We start from the raw sequence: 20,575 nt of genomic DNA on the forward strand, positions 1-20,575 counted from the left end.
GTGAGCCGGAAGACGCTGTCGGCAATCCTGAACGGCCGCGCGGGCATTTCCCCGGAAATGGCCATCCGTTTGTCCTTGGCCTTCAACACGACCGCCGAGAGCTGGCTGAACCAGCAAGTCCAGTACGACTTGTGGCACGCCGATCGGAACCGGAAAAACTTCCACGTCCGACGACTGGTTGCCGCCTGATCGTCTCGTTCCCGTGTATTCCGCATAACGTCCACGGCTCACCCGCGGCCGCTCACGGTTCCTCGGCGGCCGTCGGGTGCAGCCGTTGGTTGGGCAGCTCCCTGATCTGGATCCGGGGTAGGTCCCAGGCTGCAGGGTGCACTGACCCGCTACTCGACAGCCATCACGGTCGCGCGCAGCTCATTGATGTGTGTCGCTTTAATCACTACGCCCGCTGACAGAGTCCCGTCAGTGTAGACTGGCGGCAAAAGCCCCCGTGCCACGTAGACATCCGCCAGGGCTGTCCTGAGATCGACAATGTGCCGCGCCTGGACCACTGTGCTGTTGGCGGCCGGATTTGGGTCGGCCCATAGGAAGGCGGGCAAGCCCTCCCGCGTACGCACCGCGTCGATATGGTCGCGAAGCTGCATCATGTGCGCGAGCCGGATGACTGTCGACCCCGGCGTCAACAGGCTGTCCTCGAACACCGAGAGCGTTCTGACCGTGAAACGATCGATCAGTGCTACGAAGGCCTGATTCGCGCCCGCGTTGTCGACCGCCTGCAGCGACGGGTCGTACGCATCGCTCCAATCGGAGGAAGCGGGCCCCCACACAATCATGTCGGCGTGCATCGGACGTTGCGGTACGAAGGTCGTCGTCGAAAAGAGTGCGACGGCGTCGACGTAGTAAGTGAGTCGCGAGGTGCCCCACCGAATCTTCCACTCGTGATACGCCAGCGGATCGAATCCAGGCGGCAGATCTACAACCGGACCGTGGCCCGCACCGAGGGGCTCCGCGGCATACCGGTTTAACTGAACTCTCAGCGGCGACACTCCGGCCTGCAGGTAGTTGCTGACGACCTCGATATCGACTTCGTCGTGATCGGTCGAGCAGGACGCACCGCATCCGTAGAAATACAGGCCGTACACAAGGCCACGCTGGAGACTGGTGAGGCGCATTCGAAACGCGAGAACCACGTCGGTCGTCGGGGATGGCTGAAACAACACGCGTGTCTTCGCGTGAGTGCCGTAGAGAGAGAGGCCCGTTGGGTTGAAGGTGTCGAGCGCGAGTCGGGCCGACCCATCCGCGACGACAAAGCGCCCGACACCGCCCTCGGTGACCCAATCTCTTAGTTGCGTGCGGCCGAGAAACGACCCCGCACCTATCTCCGTCGTCCAGATTGAGCGATCGAGCCGGTCAGCAGGAGCGCTGAAGTCGTCGGAGAAGGTCTGCGCCCAGCCTACCGACGGGACGATGAGCCACGCAAGGAGCAAGCATTTGACGATCATCCATGACATATGGCACGCCTGCAGCGAATCTGAGCCTGCCCAACGTTTCCGGCTCACCCGCGGCCGCTCACGATCGCGCGGCGGCCGTCGGGTGCAGCGCGTGTTAGGCGGCACGCTCAAGCCTGGTAGGAGAGCCCCCGGCACGTCGGTGCAGCCTGCGTGTGACCTAGCGAAGGATAAGGATATGCGTGACGTCAAAGTTCCCCTGGTTCTTGTGCGGGATGTACGTCACTCGTATTCTCATACCATTTTCGCAGCACGTTCCGCCTTCTACTGACGGATTCTTCCCTTGACCGGCGTTGAATTCCGTGACGAAACGATATTCCTTGCCCCCCGCTTCCATGGTGTAACCACGCCAGTACCGTGTTCCATCAGGGCCGGTGACAACCCCTTCAAGCGTTTGCGGTTGGCGCGGGAGTACCTGCGATGCCTTGACATCGCATTCTTCCACCCTCCAACCATTATCAGTCTGGCGGAATTGACAGGTGCCGGTGAGACGAACTGCACTTTCTTCCTCAAAGAATGTCGAGCCTGCCAGCGCTAAGTTCTCCAGCGTGCTCGGCTCGCGCGCGAGGACGGCAAAGTTACTCCAGTAGCCGACAAAAGCGTTTCCCTGCTTCCAAATGTCCTTCACGATGGACAGATCAGCGCTCCACTCAAGAACGTACATCTTGGTGCCAGCCAACTCCTGATCGAACCCATTCGTCTTCGCGAAGCGCGCGAGGGCAATCGCGCCGCCAGACTGACCGCTAACCTTTTGATCAAAATACTGCCGCGCCAGCGCTTCACGGTTGTCTGCGATCGAACAAGCCTGGGTCCCAATGTGTGAAAGCAGGAACAACCCAATCAACGGTAAGCGCTTGATCCATTTGGTCACACGGCCTCCCATCAAGTCCTGATCCGGTTCGTCGCCTTGTCCGCCGAACGATCCCGCATCACCCGCGGCCGCGGTGCGTCAGCTCCGGCGGCCGTCGGGTGCATGCGGTGGTTCGGCGGCGTTTAGCCGTCATCGTGGTTCCTCTCGCGTTCCGATCCTCTCGCGAACGCGCCCGAGCCAGTCGTCGTCCAGTCTGAAGTTGAAGACCTTGATCTGATCGCCTGGCGCGTACACTGCCGTCAGCTCGCTCAGATACGTGGCCTTGAGATCGGCCGCAGCGCGTCGAGACAGAACGCCTTCGTCGGCATATAGAGCAAAGAGCTGCTCCGGCAGGTCGAACGTGAAGATCGGCTCCCGCTGTCCCGATTGGTGGACGGACCAACCCTGTGCGTTGTGTTCCTCGGGCAAGTAAATCTCGACGCGTTCCAGGGCTGGGAGCCGTTCGAGGTCGAGACCCGGACGTGGCACGAGGAACACCGGGAAAGCCTGTCCAATGGTGGCGACGAGAGCCTGGCCGATCTGCCGCGTGGACGCAGCCACAGGATCGAGCCATGGAAACCGGGCCGCTCCTCCAGGAGGGACCACATCTGGTTGGAGGCGCCGGCGCAGTTCTCTCCGGACCTCCGAGACAGTGATCTCCGCTACTTGGCCGTCAGCCCTCAGCGTCAAGCCGTCCGTGGCGGCTTCAATCGATCGCAGGATGGGCGCGAAGTTGGACGACCGTGCAAGCGGCAACAGGTAGACGTCGTGAGCGAAGGCGTAGTCCTGCGCATCCGCGGTGAAGGGGGAGGAGCTGAAGATGGCACCTTGGTAGTGGTACCGCGCCGGCGCCGGGTGTCGTGCGTCGCGAGCTACCCAGTACTCGGATACGTCTTTGATTACGCCGACGGTTCCTCGGACGATCGGCAGCCCGATCGGACGGTCGTCGCGATAGGATTTGGTCTCGACAAGAAGGCGCTGCGGATTTGAGAACGGTTGCCCGAGTCGAAAGTCAGCGACGGCGTCAATCTGGTGCCTGGCGCCCCTGCCGGCCACCGTCAGCCCAGCGGCGACCATGCCGAGTGTCGGGTCAACTCCGGGTTCGGACACCGTCCGGTAGCCCGCGGCTCGAAGCAGCATCAGCACTGTCTCTTCCAGCAGTGCGCCGCGAACCTGGTGGATCGACGCCACTGTCGTGCCTCCTTCGACTGGATCTCCGACTGTCCGTCCGCCTAACGATCGCGCTCACCCGCGGCCGCTCACCAGTCGCCGGCGGCCGTCGGGTGCAGCGCGCTGTTCGGCAGTGCCTTCGCGCTCCTCGGGCGTGTCTGCCAGCCACGTGACCAGCCTGCAATGTGGCCAGGAGCTCGGCCTGCGTTACGGTCTGACCTCGCGAGCAACAACAAGGTAGTACCCTATGTCGAACCCAAAGACGGTTACGGCGTCGAGCGCAACGAAGCGCCACCCGTCTTTCGCCATGTCGTTCAGGTACGTCTCGATCCTTCGGGCCTTGTTGCCGGCGGAGTAGCAGAACCAACTGCTGGCGACCCTGTATTCCATGTTGCCCCTCCAACAGAATCGAAGCGACGCCTACCGTCGGGTGGCACCCTGCCGCCTGATTCGGGTGCGCACGATATGGTCGGACGAGCGCACTACAGGTCGGCTACTGGTTGTGCACCGCGTTCTCACGACGTTCCGTCCCTTCCCTCACCCCGTCATCTGCCGAACGTTCGCAATGAGCCGCGGCGCGCACGATCGCTTGGGCGCCGCCGGCTCCATTGCGGTGTTAGACGGCGTGTCTCACGAGGAGAACTATCTCCCCGCTGGTTCGTGGGCAACACCAGTCACAGAACCTTGCCGCACGCCGGGCACTTGGTCGCACCGGCGCCGACTTCGCTACCGCAGTGGTAGCAGAATGGCGCAGATTCGGTTGAGCGATCCGCCGTGGAATCCACTGCTACATCAGCGCCGTCGTCAGCGTCAGAGACGTCGGTGCCAGAGTCAGAGGGTTCGACGAGTGAGGCCCTTCCGTTGGGACGCAGCGACATGACGGTTGCCCTGAGATCATCGGTGAGGAAGGGCGATGAATGTACAGCCGTGTCAAGAGTCGCGCGGAGGAGCTGGCCTTGAGCCGCCACCATGACGCCAATCACGAAGAAGACCGCCCCCACCATGATCCCGATGATCAAACCACCGCCAGGCGATTTCATGGCCTCGCTGACACCGGCGAAAATGAAAACGCCGAGGATGCCACCTCCAACCTTGATTGCCTGGCCAAACCAGCTGATTGTGTTCGCGACTCGATAGGCGTCGACGTATCGCCGTTGCGCAACCGAAGCAAACCGCGAGCGTCTACCGGGTTTTGCCGAGGTGGTGGTTGCTGGCATGTTCTTCCTTCAACTCCAGTCCGGTCCCGAAGCCAGTTCAGCCGTCTAACGATCGCGCTTCAGCCGCGGCGGTTCACGATCGCGCCAACCGCCGTCGGCTGCAAGCGCTTGTTAGCCCGTCCTCTTTGATGCTCAGCGCTCATGAGCGCCCTGGTACGTGCGACTTATCGTCTTGACTCGAAGTACTTCTTCAACGCCTGTATGAGCGGAGCGATGAGTCTATTGGCCTCTTCCGTGTAGACCCCTGCCCCCCACGTTGTGTCGCCGATCTTCCATGTGTAGCGGTTCTGCCACAATGGGGACGTTACGACGATGTACTCCTTGGTTTCCGCAAACAGTGTCGGTATGTCCCAAGAGTAGATCTTCTCGGCGTCGATCGTCTTCACGATCCGTTCGCGTTCTGCAGCGGCGTGGAAGTGGAGGCGCAAGTTCGGGTGCACGACTCTGACCTGTCCTGGCATCGTCTCCTCACGAAACGTCAGATTGGCGTTGACGAAATCCAATCGGAACAACGGCTCTTCGAGACCATGAGGATGCCCCATCTTCCCCTTGTCGGAAACAAGGCTGCAGGTCCATCCGGTCGGAAGGTGCTTCTGAACATCGGAAGCGACAGCTTCACCCGGCGACTGGTCGATTCCCCCAGCCGTTGCGCACTCAAACACAACAGCTGCGAACATGACGGCGAGAACGCTGAATGATGTCCGCATGTCGGACGTTCCCAGCCAGGAAACCGAGCCACTGTGTACTCAACCAGGATCGAGCCCCCGTCTTCGTTCGTCCTGTCGGGCTAACTTGTTATTCGACTGCGTAGCCTCGTACGCGGAGTCCGTCAGGTATATGCCCGTCGAGGCGCACGGTGTCCCAGCCACGAAGTCTCACAATGCGCGCATCTTAGCACCGCCCGACGCAGCCCGAACGCCGATTCATACCTTGCCGATTCATACCTTGCAAACAGGCTGGCGTGGTTACCTGCGACGACCGCAGGTATGACGGCGACGAAGAACTGCCGGCTTGGTGGCAAACCTCCGTTGCCCCAGCGATTTGAGCGCACCGAGCCCCGAGAACATGGAGCCGGATACCTGCGAGAACGGCGTTGTATCCCGTCGGACATCACTGGACCTCGCGCAATGGTGCTACAGGCGGTCCGCCGGACTTCGCGACTGCCACCGGTCCAGGTGCAACGGGCAGGGTGATGTGAGAAGGCGCCCGCCGCGCTACTTGACGATCGGAGCAGGCGACCGGGTCGCGGCGCACGCCCGTCCGCCCGACCGTCGCGCCATCTGGGGCGCGACTGCGGACGCGGTTCGGGTGCTTTCGTTCCCGACGCGATCCACGGCGCTGACGGCCACGGCAGTGACTGGCTTGGCGCCCTTCTCGAGTGTCGCGCTGGTTCGCGCGCCTGGCACGATCTGGTGGGTCCATGCGCCGTCGCGCTGTTGGTAGACGACCCACAGGAACGCTGCTTCCTGACCGCGCGGCGTCCACGAGACGTCGAGGCCGCTCGCGCCAGCCTTCACGCGCGCCTCCGGCGAGGTGGGCGGCGTGGCGTCGAGCCACGGGCTCGCTGGAACCAGTGCCTGTTTCGCGTAGGGTCCGGTGAAGTTCTGCCCCTGGCCTTCGAGCACGCCCTTCAGCAACGCGCCGGGCAGAGCCGTGTCTGTGCCCTGCAGCGCCTTCATGCTGAAGAACACGTTGCCCGGCGCATCAGGGACCATGCCGCGCGTGATCATGATCTGGTTGACGATCTCCCGCGCGCCGTCTTTGCTTCGTCCCTGGCCGATCGTCAGGCCCGGCCACAGATGCCGACCGCGCTTGTTCTGGTCTTTCCACCAGCCAAGCAGCACGGGGTAGCTCTGGGACACGCGGCTGATCTGCCAGTAGAGCTGCGGCGTGTAGTAGTCCACCCACCCTTCCGCGAGCCACAACCGCGCGTCGGCGTAGAGCCTGTCGAACTGGTCGTACCCCTGGATCGACGCCGGCGACCCGGGTCGCCAGATCCCGAACGGGCTGAGGCCGAACTTGCAGTGCGGCTTCGCAGCCTTGATCTCGAAGTAGAGGCGCTGGATGAAGCGGTTGACGGCCTCGCGGCGCCAGTCGTTTCGCGCGAGGGTTCCGCCTGCAGCCCGGTACGCCGCGAAGCTCGCACCGTCCGGAAAGTCCTTGCCGTCGTTGTAGTCCCAGTAGGGATAGAAGTAGTCGTCGAAGTGCACGCCGTCGATGTCGTAGCGGCGGACCACGTCCATGACGACCGCGATGGAGTGATCCTGCACGCTCTGCAGCGCGGGGTCCATCCAGTAGTAGCCTTTGTCGCCAAGCTTCACCACCATTTCGGGGTGGGCCTTGACGAGGGAGTTCGGCGCAAGACCGTCGACGCCTCCGGGATGGGACGGATGATTGGCACGGTAGGGGTTGAACCACGTGTGGAACTCGATGCCCCGCTTGTGGGACTCGGTGACCCAGAATTCGAGCGGGTCGTAGTACGGGTCCGGCGCCTGGCCCTGCGTGCCGGTCAGGTAGGCCGACCAGGGTTCGAGATCAGACTTGTAGAGGGCATCGGCCTGCGGGCGCACCTGAAACACCACCGCGTTCATGTTGAGTTCGACCAGCCGGTCGAGGATGGCGATGGCTTCGGCCTTCTGCGCGTCGGTCGACAGCCCGGGTTTCGACGGCCAGTCGATATTGGCGACAGTGGCGACCCAGGCGGCTCGGAACTCGCGATCGGGAGAAGGAATCTCGGCCGCCACAGGTGCAGCCGCTTGCTGCGCGACCGGCAGGTCGGTGCCTGTCATCATGCCAACCGTCAATCCAGCCGCAAGCCAGCGAGGGAAGAGTCGAGTCATCGTCGTATTGGTCCCTTGCGGACGAAGTTACTGGAGACGGTTTCAAAACCTGCATGAGTGGCCAGTTGTCCGACCACCAGAACGGGTTTCGAAACCGGTTCTCGCGTCCAGGAACAGAAACCGTAGTAGCGATCAGCGCCTCTCCAACACGCTCAGCTTGATGGCCGAGGCGGCAGTTTGTGAGCGGTAGACCCGCTCGATCGCCTTCTGGAAGTCGGCCGCCGTGGCCGTATTGATGTTGCAGAACTTCTGCGGGTTCAGGTTCACGAGCGGGAACCAGCTGCTCTGGATCTGCACCATGAGGCGATGGCCGCGGCGGAACGTGTGGAACACGTCCGGCATCACGTACTCGACCCTGGTCGCCTGGCCTGGCACGAACGGCTCCGGCTTCTCGTAACTGTTGCGGAACTTTCCGCGCATCGCCTCGCCGCGCACCAACTGCTGGTAGCCGCCCATCACGGACGGCGCCTGGGGCATGGCGGCCATTGAAGAGGCCGGCGCACCCGGCTCGCGATAGCCATCCGGATACACATCAATCAGCTTGACGACCCAATCCGAGTCCGTGCCGCTGGTCGACACCTGGAGACTGGGCGAGATCGGGCCGGCGACGGTCAGGTCCGCTTCGAGCACATCGGTAACGTAGGTGAGTACGTCGGGCCGCCGGGCGGCGAACCGCTGATCGTCGATCATGTGCTCGCGCGTCATACCGATCGCGATGTTGTTGATATACGGCACCGGACGGGCCGGATCGCTCACGTACTCGTCGTAGGCGGTCGCTGCGCCGGACGGCGCGGTCCACGTCAGTCGTCCGCCCGCCGCCAGGTACAGCGTCTTGGTGACAGCCTGCTTCGGCGGCCATGCATCAAGGCGGCGCCACTGGTTGCTGCCGGTCTCGAACAGGTAGGCCTCGGGCAGCTTCGGATCGGGCTTGTCCTTGAGGTAATGGGCGAAAAATGGCAACTCGATCTGCTCGCGGTAGAACGGCCCTGTCTTCGCGCCGAATTTGACCGCGCCGAGCGTGTCCCCGTCGCCGCGCGCCCAACCTCCATGGACCCAGGGTCCCATCACCAGCATGTTGGACGCGCCCGGGCTCTGGCGCTCCACGTTCTTGTAGGTCTCGAGCGCCCCGAACAGGTCCTCCGCGTCGAACCAGCCACCCACCGTCATCACGGCCGGCTTGATGTTCTTGAGGTGCGGCCTGAGGTTGCGCGCCTGCCAGAAGGCGTCGTACGTCTCGTGCGCCATCAGGTCGTTCCAGAACGCGATCTCGCCCTTGAAGTACTTCGTGTTGACGTTCGGCATCGGCCCCAGTTTCAGGTAGAAGTCAAAACCATCCTGGGTGCCGTAGTCGAAGCGCGGTCCTGACGCGGTGGTCGGCGATGGCCGCGGCCGTCCGAACCCCGAAAAGAAACTGAACGCGTGCGGCAGGTAAAGTGTGCCGTTGTGGTGGAAATCGTCGCCGATGAACCAGTCCGAAATCGGCGCCTGGGGCGAGGCCGCCTTGAGGGCCGGATGCGCATTGATCATCCCGGCCGACGTGTAGAATCCCGGGTACGAAATCCCGTACATCCCGACGCGGCCGTTGTGGCCCGCGACGTTCTTGAGCAGCCACTCGATCGTGTCGTACGTGTCGGAACTCTCGTCGATGTCCTTCGGCCCGTTCTTCACCTCGAGGTGGGGCCGCATGTCGACGAACGCCCCTTCCGACATCATGCGCCCCCGCACATCCTGGTAGACGAAGATGTACCCGTCGCGCGTGAACAGATCCGACGGCCCGATGGCGGTCTTGTACGCGTCCGGACCGTACGGCGCCACGCTGTACGGCGTGCGGTTGAGCATGAGGGGATACTTCTGGCTCCGGTCCTTCGGCGTGTAGATGGAGGTGAACAGCTTGACGCCGTCACGCATCGGAATCTGGACTTCGAGCTTGGTGTAGTTGGCCCGGACGTAATCCGGCGCCTGGCCCGACAAGACGAGCGACGCCCCGCCGACCACGAATCCCAACACGCCAATCTGCAGTACGCGCCGCACGCGTGGTCTGACCATCAGAACCTCCCCATCTACTCCGGCTGAAAGGGAGATTCTATCTCACCGATCGGTAAGTAGCCGCAGCCCGTGCCTGCGAGACGACGGTTCCTCCGCGTCCCCGCTCACGCAAGCCGGCAAAATGCGTCTCCGGCCGGAGGCGGGCCGCGCGACGCCGGCTGCCGCTTCGCGGACGAAAACGCCGGCTGGTTCCTTTGGCCTGCAACGCGTTTTGCAGACTGACGCTGTCGGCTTGGTTCGAGGGGCCGCTCCGGAAGCCGCCCGCCCACCGGCACGTGCACCAGGAATTGGTGCGTGCTCCATTCTTGCTTCTTACTTCCTGCTTCCCCCTCTCCTGTTTCGTTTGCCGCCCGCGCCAATCAAGCGTACAATTTGCCGAATCAGGCACTCTGCTTGACCGGCGGCACTGGTCACAACGGCCCACGAGCGGATTTCCATGAGCGACACCAACAAAACCTGGGGACATACGGTGCTGGGCTGGTTCGTCGTCCAGGACGACGAGGGCAACCCGGCCGCCGGGCCCGCCGTTATTGAGGCCGCCCCCGCCCACGCGGTCGAGCAGGTGTTTGTCACCAATCCTCCAGCCGCCGTGGGTGGCAAGGTGGACTTCGACCAGGTGTACGACGCCGCCGGCATCGGGAGCGACGAACGCCAGCGGGTGACCAAGACGCTCGAGCTGCTCGCCGCGTTGCCGTCCGACACACCGACGCCGGTCAAGAAGCAGATCGTCGAGGCGTCGCTCACGGCGTTTGGCGTCCCCATTGACAAGATCATCGAGTCGGGCGTGGCCGAGATCCAGGCGCTCGAGGGCTACATCCGGGCGGGGGCCGCCGACACCCAGCAGGTGTTCGCCGATGCCGAGACGCGGATCAAGGCGAAAGAGGACGAGATCCGCCAGCTCCGCACGGTGATGGACGAGCGCGTGCAAGAACAGCAGGCAGCCACCAAGGCGTGCAACGACAAGAAGCTCAGCATCCAGCAGATTCTCGAGTTCTTCGGCCAGGAAGCCGTGGCGCGCGTCGTCGCGGCCTCACCGAAGCTGCGGGCACCGTCGCGCAAGGGATAGGCCCGGCGCGGGCCGGCGGCCGCATCGAACGAAAGGTTACGGGCATGGGACTCATCTCGCGGTTCGGCAACCTGTGGCGGGGCTTCCTGTCACTGTGGATTTCGGACATCGAAAAGGAACACCCGGAGATCGCGTACGAAAACGCCATCAACTCGATGGTGGAAAAATACACGAGGCTCAGGACGGCGACGGCCGCCATCATCCGTCGGCGCGAGGATATCGACGCGCGCCAGAAGACCGACACCGAGGAACTGGCCCAGGTGGAGGCGCAGCTCACCGTCGCGGTTGAGACCAACCAGGACGACCTCGCCGTGGGGCTCATCCAGAAGAAGAACGAGCTGATCAAGGAGCTGGCGGACCTGCGCATCGAGCTCGAGACCGCGCAGAAGGACGCCGACTCGGCGAAGTCGTCGCTGCTGACCGTGCAGGCCGAGATCAAGAAGCTCAAGGCCGAGCGCGACACGATGCTGGCGAAACTCCAGTCGGCCCAGGCTCGTATCAAGATCCAGGGCCAGCTCGACGGGCTCTCGGTCGACGCCGATGTCCAGGCCCTCGACAACGTGCGCGAGCACATCCGCACGACGATTGCCGAAGCCAACCTGGGGCGCGAAATGTCCGAGTCGTCGCTCGACGCGCGGCTGGCGGCGCTGCAGACGCAGGCGGGTGACGTGCAGGCGCGTCAACAACTGGCCGAGCTGAAGGCCAAGCGCGCGGCCCAGGCCGCCGCCCAGGGCCAGAAGACCCTGTAGGAGCGGGAGAAACAGACCATGAAGCTCACTGCATTCGCTAAGTTCTTCATCACGGTCGTCATTCTGGCTGTCGTCGGCTACGCGGTCTACACCTACCGCGGCACCGATATCAAGAAGTGGGCCGTCGGCGACAAACCGGCGGCCGGGGCGGCCGAACAAGTGACAACCGGCGACTTCGCCTCCCTCAACAACGCACCTCCCGATCCGGCCCGAAACGCTGGCGCGACTGGCGTCAACGGCACGGCCCTGGGAGCGGGCGGGCGGCTCACCCGCCCGCTCGTGGTGGCCATCAACACGTGGGCCGGCCACGCGCCGGGCATCGTCTTCAATGGCGGGCTCGATGCGAATGCCGGGTCGAACTTCCGGAAGCGCTACGGCTTTGATGTCAAGTTCGTGCTGATCGAGGACCCGGCCGCCAAACTCGCCGCGTTCCGCAACGGCGACGTGGACCTGATGTGGGACACGGTGGACAACTGGGCGCGCGAGGCGTCCATCCTGTCGGAACAGAACCAACAGGCACGATCGATCATGATGCAGGACTGGTCGCGCGGCGGCGACGGCATCGTGTCGCTCACCTCCATCAAGTCGGTCGAGGACCTCAAGGGCAAGAAGATCTCGTGCACGCAGTTCACCCCGTCGCACTTCCTCCTGCTCTACCTGCTCGCGCAGTCTGGCCTGACCACCGAGGATCGGACCGCCCTGGAGAAGTCGATCATCTTCGCCAAGGACGGGCCGGATGCCGCCGCCATGTTCAAGGCCGGCCGGGTGGACGCGGCCGTAACGTGGGAACCCGACCTGTCGGCCGCTGTGGCGGCCAGGGGTGACGCGGCGCACGTGCTGGTGTCGACCACCGCGGCGAGCAACATCATCGCCGACACGCTCATCGCCCGGCAGGATGTCGTGAACACGGCGCCCGAGACGCTTCGCGACTTCGTCCACGGGTGGTTCGACGGCATCGACATGATCAAGGCCGACCCGAACGCCGCGTATGCCATAGTGGCCAAGGCCTTGAAGCTTGATGCCGACACGGTGTCGGGCATGCTATCGGGCCTCAAGCTGACGCCTTACGCCGACAACGCGCAGTTCTACGGCCTCACCGGTGGCAAGGCGCACTTCGAAACGCTGTTCGACACGGCCTTTGTCATCTGGCGCAAGAAGGGGCTCGTCACGCGCCCCGTCTCCGCGAAGGACTGGGTCGATGTGCGCTTCATCAGCGCGCTGGCCGCCGCCTACCCGGGCCAGGCGGTGGAGGAGCCGAAGATCACTGCCAAGGCGCCATCGGCCAACGACCGCGCCATCGTGAACAAGCAGATCCAGATCCACTTCACGCCGGGATCCGACGAGATCATGCCGGGGTCGTACTTCGTGCTCGACGCGCTCGGCGAGACAATGACCTCGTTCGGAAACACGTACCTGCGCATCGAGGGCAACACGGACTCGACCGGACCGGCGGCTGTGAACCTGACGCTGTCGGAGCGCCGGGCTCTGGCCGTCAGGACCTACGTGCTGAAGAACTTCCCGAACATTCAGGCGGCGCGTTTCCAGACGATCGGCCGCGGCGCGGCCAACCCGGTGGCGGACAACGCAACCGAGACGGGCCGCCAGCTCAACCGGCGGACCGAGATCAAGGTCGTGCTCGCGACCAAGTAGTTCAACTGGGAGACCGGGGGGCGGCATTCACGATGCAGCCTCCCGGGCCCGGACTCCCGTCTCCTGACCACTGACACGCAACGAGAATCTGGCCGATGTCTCACAGCCGTTTCTTTGCCCTGCGGCAACCACTTCCACGCTCTACGAGCCTCGTGGTTGGGCTGGTGCTGCCGGCAGTGGTGCTGGGCGCGTGGTGCATCGCCTCGTATGGCGGCCTCGCGCCGCCCGACTTCCTACCGTCGCCAAGCGAGACGGTGCGCGGCACGCTGCAGTTGTTCATCGAATACGATCTTGCGCGTGCCATCTGGGTGTCGACCCAGCGCATCCTGATCGCGTTCCTGCTCGCCTCGGCGATTGCCCTGCCGCTTGGCGTCCTGATGGGCGCTTTCGAGCCGGTCAACCGCCTGTTCGAACCCATCGTGGCGCCGCTGCGCTACATGCCGATCTCGGCGTTCATCCCGCTCCTCATCCTGTGGTTCGGGATCTACGAAAAGCAGAAGGTGGCCTTCCTGTTCCTGGGCGTCTTCGTGTACCTGCTGCCCGTGGTCGTGTCGGCAATCCGCGCCGTACCGGACGAACTGGTGCAGACCGCCCTCACGCTGGGCGCGACGCGCCTGCAGGTGATCCGCACGATTCTCCTGCCGGCGGCGCTGCCCGAGATCTTCGATTCCTTCCGCGTGATGAACGCCATCTTGTGGACCTACGTTATCCTGGCCGAAGGCGTAAACGCGCAGGGCGGTCTGGGTTACATGGTGGATCTGGCCTACCGTCATCAGAAGGCCTCGTGGTCGTTTGCCGGCCTGCTGGTCATCGGAGGAATTGGATTGCTGACCGATCTCCTCATCCGATCGGTGTCCGGCATCCTGTTCGGCTGGCGGGAAAAGTCGACATGAGCGAGGGCCACGCGCACCAACCCGAGCAGGTCAAGCTCGGCGAGCCCGGCACCGTCGCCGTCACCGTCGAGGGGCGCGGCGAAGCGACGCCACCCACCTACCGGGCGGATCTCGCCGGCACGCCCCCCAAGCTGCGCATCCGCGATTTGTGCATTACCTACATCGATCGGACAGGCCACCAAACGGAGGCCGTCCGCGACGTCTCGTTCGACATCGTCGACAAGCCAGGCACCGGCGAGATCGTCGTGTTCCTGGGGCCGTCCGGCTGCGGCAAGTCGACCATCCTGAAGGCCGTCGCGGGTCTCCTGGCGCCGACCAAGGGCGAGATTCTGGTCAACGGCAAGGCGTTTGACGGACCGGGCCGTGACCGCGGCATGGTATTTCAGGCCTACACATCGTTCGGGTGGCTCACCGTCCGCCAGAACGTGGAGTACGGGCTGCGCATGGCCGGGGTGGCCGCCTCCGAGCGACGGGGCCGCGCGCTGAAGTACCTGAAAGCCGTGGGCCTGGATGATGTTGCGGATCGGTACCCGAAGGACTTGTCGGGCGGCATGAAGCAGCGCGTGGCGCTCGCCCGCACGCTACTGAACGGCCCCAAGCTCGTGCTGATGGACGAGCCCTTCGGCGCGCTCGACCCGCAGACCCGGTGGGGCATGCAGGGCTTGTTGCTCGACGTGTCGCGCACCGAGGACAACACGACGCTGTTTGTCACCCACGACGTGTCCGAGGCCGTGTACCTGGCGGATACGGTCTACGTGCTGTCGTCGCGCCCGGCGCGCATTCTGCACCGCGTGGATGTCCCCTTCTTCGCCAATCGCGACATCTCGCTCAAGTCGGCGAATGAGTTCCGGGCCGTTGAAAAGCAGTTGCTCGACCTGCTGTACGCGCCAGCGGCCAACGAAGGCCGCCAGTCGGTCGAAGGGTAGAATAGGCCCATGGCATCGACCGACAAGCGCGGCAACAGGCCGGCCGCAAAACCGGCCACCGTCGATCCGGTCGCCCCGCTCGCCGCGGTGCCGTCCTCGCCTGTGCTGGACCCGCCGCCGGCGCCGGCCGCCCTTGCCGATTTCCTCAAGGACAGGGTGCCGTACCTGCGCTTCGCGTTTTCCAACCCGTACAATCTCTCGCTGCTCGGCGGTGCCCTGGCGGCCTCGGTGCTGACGCTGAACCCGCTCATCGCGCTGGTGGCGCTTGGCGGCGAGGCACTCTGGCTGCTGCACGCGCCGGGATCGGAGCGGCTGCGGCACCTGCTCTGGGATCCGCGGTTTGCCGAGCTGAAGGCCGTGTACGATGCCGAGCAGCGGTCGGCCCGCATGCAAGTGCTCGGCGCGACCGACCGCCAGCGTGTCGAGAAGCTCATCGAGTTCAAGCAGGACATCGGCCGGCTGGCGGGCCAGAACCCGTCGTTCACGAACGAACTGCTCCGGGGCGAACTGGTGAAGACCGATCGCCTCGTCGAGTCCTTTCTCGACATGGCTGTCACGTGCGCGCGATACGAGCACTATCTGGCGTCGGTCGATATGAGCGTGCTCGATCGCGACCGCGAACGCTGGAACGGCATCGTCACCAACACGCACCCGGAGGCCTCGCAGGTCGATATCGCCCGCAAGAACCTGGCCGTCATCATGAAGCGATTCGAGAAAGTACAGGAGATTCAGCGCTACCTCGGCGTGGCGCGCGGCCAGCTCGATTTGATTGAGAACTCGTTCCGCCTGCTGGCGGACCAAATCGTGACGATGCAGTCGCCGCAGGAGCTGTCCGGCCAGCTCGACGAGCTCCTGAACGGGGTCGAGGCCATCAAGGCCAGCACGGCCGACACCGAGCGCATGCTGAGCAGCATGGGGCTCACCAACAACGTCTGACATCCATATGGTTGACGAGCGCTTGCTTCCCGCCTGGGCCGAGGATCTCCGCCGCCGGTACCTACGCGGCGAAGCCTCCATGTTCGTGCTGCACGGCAACGTGTACGACGTCGTGATACACGGGCAGCGGAGCTACGCCCTGACTGAGTTCCTCTGCGACGTCCTCCTCAGGGAATCGCGCGAGACGCTGGCCACCTACAACCTGGCGAGCGGCGTCCGCTTTCCCAAGCGAGCCTCCTCGGTCACCGGGATCGACGACCTGCTGCTCGCGACCGACAAGGCCAGGGTGCTCCCGGCGCTCGAGCGGTTGCTGGTCGGGTCGACGCGCGCGGCGGTCATCATCGAGTACGCGGAAGCGATTGCGCCAGCGGGTGACCTGACGTTCCAGGCAGACTCAGATCGCGCCGCGGTCATCACGCTGCACCGCTGGTCATCGCTCCCGGCCATCGAGAAAGGCGACAACATCATCATTCTCGTCGCCGAGAACCTGAGCGAACTGGCCCCGAAGATTGTCTCGAACCCGAAGGTCGCCGTCGTCGACATTCCGATGCCGGATCGGGACACGCGCGCGGCGATGGCGAAGCTGGCCGATCCGAAGCTCACCAACAAGGACACCGAGCGCTACGCAGACATCACGGCCGGCCTGAAGAGCGTGCAGATCGCGTCCATCCTGACGCCGCCGCCAGCGTCGGAGGAGGAGGCAGCCCGGCGCGAGGCATTCATCAAGGACATTCTCGGAGCCGGGCCGGATGTGCCCGAGCGCGCGAAACGGCTGGCCGCCATGACCGCCGGCATGAACCCGGACGAGATTCGGCGCCTGCTCGCGCCCACCGCCTCGGCTCCCCTGTCCGACGCCGCCGCCCAGGCCGAGCGCGCCCGTGCCGACATCGATCGCGTGATTGCCAGGCGCAAGCGCGAGATCCTCGAGCGCGAGTGCTTCGGGCTGGTCGAGTTCGTCGAGCCCGAGCACGGGTTCGAAGTCGTGGGCGGGATGGACGAGGTCAAGAAGGATCTGATGGTCGTCGCCGAGAACATCCGCGAAGGGCGCACGAGCCGCGTGCCGATGGGCATTCTCTTTACAGGCCCGATGGGCACCGGCAAGACCTTCGTGGCCGAGGCCTTCGCGAAGGAATGCGGCCTGACGACGATCAAGCTGAAGAACTTCCGATCGAAGTGGGTGGGCGCAACCGAAGGCAACCTGGAGAAGGTGCTCACGGTCATCCGGGCCATCGGCCAGGTGGTGCTGATTATCGACGAGGGCGACCGCGCCTTCGGCAACACCGATGGCGAGACTGATGGCGGCACCTCGTCTCGGGTCATCGCCCGCATCAAGGAATTCATGTCCGACACGTCGAACCGCGGGCGGATTCTCTTCCTGGTGATGACCAACCGCCCCGACAAGCTCGATGTGGACTTGAAGCGGGCGGGCCGGCTCGACCGGAAGATCCCGTTCCTCTACCCGCAGACACCTGAAGAGGTCGAGAATGTCGCGCGGGCCTCGGTGCGCAAGAACAAGGTCCTGACGCTGGTCGATTTCACGGCCATGCGGGCGGATTTCTCGGCTCACCTCGTCGGCTACAGCAACGCCGACATTGAAGCCGTCATCCTCATGGCCAATGACGATGCAGCGCGGGAAGCGGGCGGCGAAGCGGACGTCCAGGCACGGCACTTCGCACATGCGGCGGCCGATTATTTCCCCAGCCGCGATGCTGAACTGCTCGAGTACATGGAACTGCTGGCGGTGTTCGAAGCCTCGAGCCGGCGCCTCCTGCCGGCGAAGTACGCCTCGATGACGCCGGAGGCGCTCGACCTGCGCCTGCGCACGCTGAGACTGGCCGTGGGCGGCCGCCGCTAGCCCCGGAACGGCCTGTTTCTCAGACCGTCCGCGACGACTCGCGCCGGTAGTGGCGCAGCGCCGGCGTGCGTGCCGCGATCCAGACCGTGGCCAGCACACACCCGATGCCGCCCGTCACGACCGAGAAGGGCGCGCCAAACAGGTTGGCGACCAGACCGGCCTCGACTTCGCCAAGTTGCGGGCCGCCCATGAAGAACACCATGTTGACGCCGACCATGCGGCCCCGCATGTGGTCGGGCGTCTCCATCTGCCGGATCACGTTGCGAAACACCGTGCTGACCGTGTCGGTCGCGCCGGTCAGCGCGAGACAGATGAACATCATCCAGAACGACCGCGTCAGCCCGAACGCGATGGTGGCCACGCCGAAGCTCGCCACCGACCACAGCATCACAATGCCGCGCCGATCGATCCGGTCGACCAGCCGCACCATGGCCGCGCTGGCCACCAGCGCGCCCACCGACTGCGCCGCGTACAACCAGCCGTACCCGTGCACCCCGACGATGAGGATGTCCTGCGCGAAGATGGGCAGCAGCGTGTTGGCCGAGGCGAAGAAGGTCGCGAAAAAGTCCAGTAGCATCGACGACCGGATGAGCGGCTGCGAGAAGACGAAGCGCAGGCCGTCCATCGCCGCGCGCAGGCTCATCTCGATCCGCGCGTGCCCGTCGCGCGTGCCGCGGCCCTGGACGCCGCGCATCATCAGCAACGCCGCGATCACAAAGAGAAACGAGAGCGCGTTGAGCCAGTATGCCCAGGCGATGTCACCGAGGAGCATGGCACCGGCGAACGCGGGGCCGCCGACCACCGCGGCAATCTGAAACATGATCGTGTTCAGGCTGATCGCGTTGGCCAGGTCGCTGCGCGGCACGAGATTCGGCACCAGCGCCTGACGCGACGGACCATCAAACGATCCCGCGATGGCGGTGAGGCCCGCCAGCAGGTAAATCGGCCAGATGCTCTGGAGTCCCGTCCAGGCCAACACGCCGAGGATGGCCGCGAGCACTGCCATCAGGCTCTGCGTGATGAGCATGACGCGGCGCCGATCGTAAACATCGGCCACCACGCCGCTCACCATCGAAAACAGCACAACCGGGAGGAACCGGACCAGGCCGACCGTGCCGAGCGCGAGGCCCTTGTGGCCGGGCGGCGCCAGCAGCGAGACGTGCCACAAGATGGCCGCCGTCTGCATCATCGAACCGGAGAAGGAGATGACCTGCCCGATCCACAGCAGTCGGAAGTTGCGATGCCTGAGCGCGGTGAGCGCGGAAGCCGGTGAACTCACGGACAGCGACGCAGCGGCGCCTCAGTACCGGTAGTGCGCCGGCTTGTACGGCCCGCCGACCGGTACGCCGATGTAATCAGCCTGTTCCTTGGTCAGTTGCGTGAGCCGGACACCCAGATGCGGCAGATGCAGCCGCGCCACCTCTTCGTCGAGGTGCTTCGGCAGCATGTAGACCTTCTTCTCGTAGCGCTCGTTGTGCAGGTGCAGCTCGAGCTGGGCCAGCACCTGGTTCGAGAACGACGCCGACATCACGAAGCTCGGATGACCCGTCGCGCAGCCCAGGTTCAGCAGACGCCCCTCGGCCAGCACCATCACGCTGTGCCCATCCGGGAAACGCCACTCGTCGTACTGCGGCTTGATGTTGATGCGCTCGATGCCGGGGATCTTCTTGAGCCCCGCCATGTCGATCTCGTTGTCGAAGTGGCCGATGTTGCCGACAATCGCCTTGTCCTTCATCTTCGACATGTGCTCGGCGGTCAGGACGCTGTAGTTGCCGGTCGCCGTGATGAAGATGTCGGCCTTGTCGATCACGTCCTCGACGGTCGCGATCTGGTAGCCCTCCATCGCCGCCTGCAGCGCGCAGATCGGGTCGATCTCGGTGACCACGACGCGTGCGCCCTGGCCGCGCAGCGCCTGGGCGCAGCCCTTGCCCACCTCTCCGTAGCCGCAGACCACGGCCAGCTTGCCGCCGAGCATCACGTCGCTTGCGCGCATCAGGCCATCGGGCAACGAATGCCGGCACCCGTAGATGTTGTCGAACTTGCTCTTGGTCACCGAGTCGTTCACGTTGATCGCCGGGAACAACAATGTGCCGGCCTCCACCATCTGATACAGCCGGTGCACGCCGGTGGTGGTCTCCTCGCTCACGCCGCGGATGCCGGCCGCCAGCGTCGTCCAGCGTCCCTTGTGCTGGCTCAATTCGTCGCGGATGAGCTGGAGGATGACGCCCCACTCCTCCGGATCCTCGTTTGGCTTGAAGGCCGGAATCGATCCGGCCTTCTCGTACTCCGCGGCCTTGTGCACGAGCAGCGTCGCGTCGCCGCCATCGTCGACAATCAGCGTCGGGCCGCTGCCATCCGGCCAGAGCAGCGCCTCGCGGGTGCACCACCAGTACTGGTCGAGCGATTCGCCCTTCCACGCGAACACCGGAATGCCCTTCGGGTTGGCTGCCGTGCCGCCGGTCTCGGGACGTCCGACGGCGACGGCCGCCGCCGCATGGTCCTGCGTCGAGAAGATGTTGCACGACGCCCAGCGCACGTTCGCGCCAAGATCTGCCAGCGTCTCGATGAGCACGGCCGTTTGAATCGTCATGTGCAGGCTGCCGGTGATGCGCGCGCCGGCCAGCGGCTTCCGCCCCTGGTAGCGATCACGCACCGCCATCAGGCCGGGCATCTCCTGCTCAGCCAACCGAATCTCTTTCCGGCCCCATTCGGCCAGCCCGAGATCGGCCACCTTGAAGGCCGGCCGGCCGGCCTTTACCGACGCTTCGTATGGATGGACTTTTTCAACGGCCACGCTCATGAATCCTTCTCCTTCACAACCAACAGAACCCGGGCCAGCACGCCCGCTCGTGTCGCTATAAGTCTGGATGCGGTCTGCCCCAGAAGATCAATTGTACCCGGGCGTATCCCCGAT

At 64.4% G+C, this 20,575-nt stretch carries 18 protein-coding genes; 8 read left to right on the forward strand and 10 right to left on the reverse strand.

What is annotated here, in order from left to right; translation table 11 throughout:
• Positions 1-189, forward strand: a 189-nt coding sequence (locus tag NT151_12990; GenBank protein ID MCX6539830.1) for a HigA family addiction module antitoxin, incomplete at its 5' end; no start/stop codon positions are given.
• A 149-nt stretch (positions 190-338) separates the two neighbouring features.
• Here NT151_12990 and NT151_12995 read toward each other — a convergent pair.
• The 8 genes from NT151_12995 to NT151_13030 form a co-directional block, all read right to left on the reverse strand.
• Entirely contained in the window at positions 339-1,457 is a 1,119-nt protein-coding gene (locus tag NT151_12995; protein ID MCX6539831.1) for a family 16 glycosylhydrolase, read from the reverse strand.
• Between the two features lie 166 nt (positions 1,458-1,623).
• Positions 1,624-2,334 carry a hypothetical protein gene (locus NT151_13000; protein MCX6539832.1) on the reverse strand — a complete coding sequence of 237 codons (711 nt, stop codon included), beginning with the start codon at positions 2,332-2,334 and terminating at the stop codon, positions 1,624-1,626.
• Between the two features lie 129 nt (positions 2,335-2,463).
• A complete protein-coding gene (locus NT151_13005; protein ID MCX6539833.1) occupies positions 2,464-3,504 on the reverse strand; it encodes a restriction endonuclease in 1,041 nt (346 codons plus the stop codon).
• A 186-nt stretch (positions 3,505-3,690) separates the two neighbouring features.
• Positions 3,691-3,873 (reverse strand): hypothetical protein, encoded by a 183-nt coding sequence (locus NT151_13010; GenBank protein MCX6539834.1) that lies wholly within the window; start codon positions 3,871-3,873, stop codon positions 3,691-3,693.
• A gap of 284 nt (positions 3,874-4,157) precedes the next feature.
• Positions 4,158-4,700 (reverse strand): zinc ribbon domain-containing protein, encoded by a 543-nt coding sequence (locus tag NT151_13015; GenBank protein MCX6539835.1) that lies wholly within the window; start codon positions 4,698-4,700, stop codon positions 4,158-4,160.
• Positions 4,701-4,864: 164 nt separating this feature from the next.
• Positions 4,865-5,242: a hypothetical protein gene (locus NT151_13020; GenBank protein MCX6539836.1), complete on the reverse strand. Its 378-nt coding sequence runs from the start codon at positions 5,240-5,242 to the stop codon at positions 4,865-4,867.
• 672 nt (positions 5,243-5,914) lie between these two features.
• Positions 5,915-7,540 carry a family 10 glycosylhydrolase gene (locus tag NT151_13025; protein ID MCX6539837.1) on the reverse strand — a complete coding sequence of 542 codons (1,626 nt, stop codon included), beginning with the start codon at positions 7,538-7,540 and terminating at the stop codon, positions 5,915-5,917.
• A 132-nt stretch (positions 7,541-7,672) separates the two neighbouring features.
• Positions 7,673-9,586 carry a CocE/NonD family hydrolase gene (locus NT151_13030; GenBank protein ID MCX6539838.1) on the reverse strand — a complete coding sequence of 638 codons (1,914 nt, stop codon included), beginning with the start codon at positions 9,584-9,586 and terminating at the stop codon, positions 7,673-7,675.
• A 436-nt stretch (positions 9,587-10,022) separates the two neighbouring features.
• Between NT151_13030 and NT151_13035 the strand changes: the two genes are divergently transcribed.
• The 7 genes from NT151_13035 to NT151_13065 all read left to right on the forward strand — a co-directional run bounded on the left by NT151_13035 (position 10,023) and on the right by NT151_13065 (position 17,661).
• On the forward strand, positions 10,023-10,652 hold the full coding sequence (locus tag NT151_13035; GenBank protein MCX6539839.1) for a hypothetical protein: 630 nt from the start codon (positions 10,023-10,025) through the stop codon (positions 10,650-10,652).
• A gap of 44 nt (positions 10,653-10,696) precedes the next feature.
• Complete coding sequence (locus NT151_13040) at positions 10,697-11,401, forward strand: PspA/IM30 family protein (GenBank protein MCX6539840.1); 705 nt, start codon at positions 10,697-10,699, stop codon at positions 11,399-11,401.
• 18 nt (positions 11,402-11,419) lie between these two features.
• Positions 11,420-13,051 (forward strand): phosphate ABC transporter substrate-binding/OmpA family protein, encoded by a 1,632-nt coding sequence (locus NT151_13045; GenBank protein MCX6539841.1) that lies wholly within the window; start codon positions 11,420-11,422, stop codon positions 13,049-13,051.
• A gap of 95 nt (positions 13,052-13,146) precedes the next feature.
• Complete coding sequence (locus NT151_13050) at positions 13,147-13,944, forward strand: ABC transporter permease (protein ID MCX6539842.1); 798 nt, start codon at positions 13,147-13,149, stop codon at positions 13,942-13,944.
• On the forward strand, positions 13,941-14,870 hold the full coding sequence (locus NT151_13055) for an ABC transporter ATP-binding protein (GenBank protein MCX6539843.1): 930 nt from the start codon (positions 13,941-13,943) through the stop codon (positions 14,868-14,870). The genes NT151_13050 and NT151_13055 overlap by 4 nt, the downstream gene beginning before the upstream one ends.
• A gap of 9 nt (positions 14,871-14,879) precedes the next feature.
• Positions 14,880-15,806: a hypothetical protein gene (locus NT151_13060; protein ID MCX6539844.1), complete on the forward strand. Its 927-nt coding sequence runs from the start codon at positions 14,880-14,882 to the stop codon at positions 15,804-15,806.
• Between the two features lie 7 nt (positions 15,807-15,813).
• Positions 15,814-17,661, forward strand: coding sequence for an AAA family ATPase (locus tag NT151_13065; protein ID MCX6539845.1), 1,848 nt, complete (start codon positions 15,814-15,816; stop codon positions 17,659-17,661).
• Between the two features lie 19 nt (positions 17,662-17,680).
• On the opposite strand, the gene NT151_13070 is transcribed toward NT151_13065, so the two are convergent.
• On the reverse strand, positions 17,681-18,940 hold the full coding sequence (locus NT151_13070; GenBank protein ID MCX6539846.1) for an MFS transporter: 1,260 nt from the start codon (positions 18,938-18,940) through the stop codon (positions 17,681-17,683).
• Positions 18,941-18,961: 21 nt separating this feature from the next.
• A complete protein-coding gene (gene ahcY / locus NT151_13075) occupies positions 18,962-20,461 on the reverse strand; it encodes an adenosylhomocysteinase (GenBank protein MCX6539847.1) in 1,500 nt (499 codons plus the stop codon).
• Between the last annotated feature and the right edge of the window lie 114 nt (positions 20,462-20,575).

This window comes from Acidobacteriota bacterium (assembly GCA_026393675.1).
Lineage (GTDB): Bacteria > Acidobacteriota > Vicinamibacteria > Vicinamibacterales > JAKQTR01 > JBAXOX01.